2 protein-coding genes are annotated in these 3,354 nt (G+C 60.9%); both read right to left on the bottom strand.

Translation table 11 applies throughout. From position 1 onward, the window contains the following. Window positions 1–49 precede the first annotated feature (49 nt). On the bottom strand, window positions 50–289 hold the full coding sequence (locus tag AC1DRJ_RS22190) for a hypothetical protein (RefSeq protein ID WP_477804029.1): 240 nt from the start codon (window positions 287–289) through the stop codon (window positions 50–52). Beyond that, on the bottom strand, window positions 273–3,354 hold a 3,082-nt coding region (locus tag AC1DRJ_RS22185; protein WP_477804028.1), incomplete at its 5' end, for an RHS repeat-associated core domain-containing protein. The genes AC1DRJ_RS22185 and AC1DRJ_RS22190, both read right to left, overlap by 17 nt.

The raw sequence follows: 3,354 nt of genomic DNA, 5'->3' as shown, positions 1-3,354 counted from the left end.
TGCTCACACGTTATTCTTTCGATGGTGCCGTCTGAAACTGGAAACTCTGTCATTTTGAAGTACCTGGATGTTTCTCACCGGCAATAAAGCCAGTTCCGTGACCAAGCTGATATCCATCAGGCTTGACTTTTACAACTGCCTTTTGTTTATCTGCCTGACTCCAACTTAGGTGACTAGGTTTAAGCTCCAAATGATAGTGCTCACCATGATGCCTCGCGTTAAATGACCCAGCATCTCCGGGATGACTTTCAAATCTAATAATCGTATTCGCGTTAGGTCGCCATGCCATTCTTTGACTTCCATGCTGGGTAAGTGAAACTTTGGACTCCTAACGCTTCCGTAAGCTCATTTGGATCATCAGGAAAGTGAGTGTAGGCGTTCGGCAGAGCCGCCTCACCCTCATCCACCTTAGCGCCAGCCGTATCATCCGGCGCCCCACACCCAAGCTTATTCGGTAGCGGGCAGTTCCCGCTCAACCCCAACGGATCAACCCACCCCGTCGGATTCGGCGTGTATTGATACGAGTTCAGCCCACCCGCCAACTTGATCGGATCAGGCGTCAGATACCGTCCAACCCCCGGATCATAGTACCGATGCCGGTTGTAGTGCAGGCCGCTCTCGGCGTCGAAGTACTGCCCTTGAAACCGCAACGGCTGCTCAAGCTGCTCGCCCCCGCCAAACGCCTGATGCGTGACTTTGCCGTAGGCGTTGTACTTCGCCGACCAGACAATCTCGCCACCAAAATCCGTCAGTTCCTGCGGCGTGCCGAGGTGGTCGAGTTGGTAGTAGAACGGGCAGGCTTTGCGCGGGCCTTTGCCGTCGAGCATGGCTAGCGGGCGGAAGCTGCCGGGTTCGTAGAGGTAGCTGCGGTAGTGTTCGCGGCTGCTTTCGGCGATGAGGTTATCGCCTTGCCAGAAGAATTCGGTGGTGTGGCCGTCGACGGTTTTGGCGATGCGGCGGCCGAAGGCGTCGTAGCGGTAACTGGCGGTGCGACCGTCTGGGGTGGTGACGCCGATCAAGCGGTGTTGGCAGTCGTAGCGGTAGTCGGTGACGAGTTTTTGCCCGGTGCCGCGGCGTTCGCGAATGAGGTTGCCGAAGGCGTCRTAGTCGTAGTGGCGGTCGCCTTGCATGAGCAGGCGATTGCCTTTGACGGTTGCGGCGCCGGGGCGGTCCTGCATCAGCAGGTTGCCGGCCGGGTCGTGGGCGAAGGTTTCCGGTGGGGTGTCGCGGGTGTGGCGCACGCGGGTCAGGCGGTTGAGCGGGTCGTAGTAATAGCTGCGTTGGCCGTGTCGACTGTCGGCGACGGTGGCCAGGTTGCCGTTGACCGCGTAGCCGTAATGGCGCATGTACAGCGGCCGGGTTTGCTGGTGGATGGCGTGGGCCTGTAATCGGCCCTGTTCGTCGTAGTGGTAGTGACTGGTGAGCTGGCCTTGCTGGCGTTGTTGCTCGCGGCCGAAGGCAAATTGGTGAGTGGTGAGCCGTGCGCCGTTGAGGTCGATGGCGGTCAGTGCGCCGCCCTTGGCGTGGTGGTAATCGAGTTTGCTGCCGTCCGGCAGACGCAGGCGATTGAGTTGGCCGCAGGCGTCGTAGCCATAGCGCAGGGTGCCCCAGCCCTGATGTTCGGTGATCAGGCGGTCCTGTGGGTCGTACTCGAATTCCAGCGGATGGTCGTGGCCGTCGTCGACGCTGATCAGGCGGCCGAGGTTGTCGTAGCGGTAKTCRACCTTGATRCCGTCGGGCAGGGTTTTGACCAGCAACCGCCCGGCCGAATCTCGCTCGTAACCCGTGATCAACTCCGAACCGTCAGWRCCGAACTCGGTTTTCTCCAGCAACTGACCGTTGAGGTCGTAGGCGTACGCCGTGCGTTGRCCGTCGAAGCCGGTTTCCTGTCGGATCAGTCCGCCGGGCGTGTAGTCCAGCCGATATTGCTCGCCGGATTCGTTCTCGATTTCCGTGAGCAACAGCTGCGCGTTGTCGTAGCGATACTGCAGTTGGGTACCGTCGGCATTGAGGCGGCGACTGACCAGGTGCAGRTCGTCGAGGTAYTCGTAGCGCGTGAWGCGGCCGAGTTCGTCRCGTTCGGCAGTAATTTTCCCGTAGGCGTTGTAGCTGTAGGCGCGAGTGGCGCCGGTCGGCAAAGTGGTCTGGATCAGCCGGCCAACGGCGTCCCATTGCGACTTCGTGACCGCACCGTGTTCGTCCTGGCGGGTAATCTGCCGCCCCAGTGCGTCGTAGGCAAAACGCCGCTGACCTCCGTCCGGTAGCGTTTCTTCAACCAGTTGCCCCAAGCCATTCCAGACGAACACATGCCGACTGGTATCCGGGTAGCGGATCGACAGCAGCTGGCCTTTTTCGTCGTAGTAATAATGGGTGACCTGGCCGTCGGGATCGGTCGCTTCGGTGACGTCGCCCTGCGCGTTGCGCTGCCAGGTCCACACGGCTTTGCCGCGATAGCGTGCATGCAGGAAACCGTTGCGGTACTCGTAGGCCGTTGGCTCGTCTTCTGGCGGAATCAGCGCGACAAGGCGTCCGACTTCGTCGTAGCGGTATTCGGTGACGRYGCCKAGCGGATCCTGTTCGGCAACCAGCCGACCKTCTTCGTCGTAMGCCTTGAGCTGTTCACCGCCGYCCAGTTCGACCTTGCGCACCAGCCGMGCCCGCTCGTCGTGGACGTAMACYTCTTCGCTGCCGTCGAGGTTGTGCACGGTGACRCTGCCSGCGTCATCCCAGACATAGCGCGCGTCCATTTGCGCAAACGACGCCCAGTGGCGGACGCAGCGTGCGGCTTTGCCGGACCGTTCCCACTCCCAAAAGAAACTCGCCCCACCGGCCAGTTGCCGCTGGAGGATGACGTGCTGGTCGTCGTAGTCGTAGCGTTCGCTTTCGCCAGCGGCGTTGCTTGCCTCGATCAGTTGCGCGCGTTCGTCGTAGGCGTAACTGAYCAGGGTTTGCTCGGTCTTCCAGCACGTTTCAAGGGTCGGCGCCGGAAYAAACACCTGATAGTCGATGGCGACCAAATGGCTGCGTTCATAACGAAACCGCAAGGCGCGGCCGGCGCCGTTGTCGAGGCGCTGGATACGGTCTTGGCGATCGCGGCTGATGCGCAGGCGGTTGTCGTAGGCGTCGCTGATCGCCGTGAGTCGACCGTTGCGGAAGTGATAAAACCGCGCTTCGTCGCCGGCCTGGGCGAGGATCAGTTCTTCCGGTTCATTGCCGAGGTAAATCGCCGCGCGTGACAGGCTGTTGTGGATGGCCGGGCGTTCAGCGGACGGCAGCGGGAACGTGGTGCGACGGTTTTCGTGGTCGATCCAGATGACCGTGTCGCCGTCGATGTCCAGGCGATGGGATAAGGAG

Source organism: Pseudomonas sp. P5_B2, assembly GCF_056400445.1.
This window is presented reverse-complemented; position numbering and strand designations above follow the sequence as displayed.

Bases quoted from the DNA above. Each gene is read 5' to 3' on its own strand.
- AC1DRJ_RS22190 (WP_477804029.1), bottom strand. From the start codon at position 289: ATGGCATGGCGACCTAACGCGAATACGATTATTAGATTTGAAAGTCAT.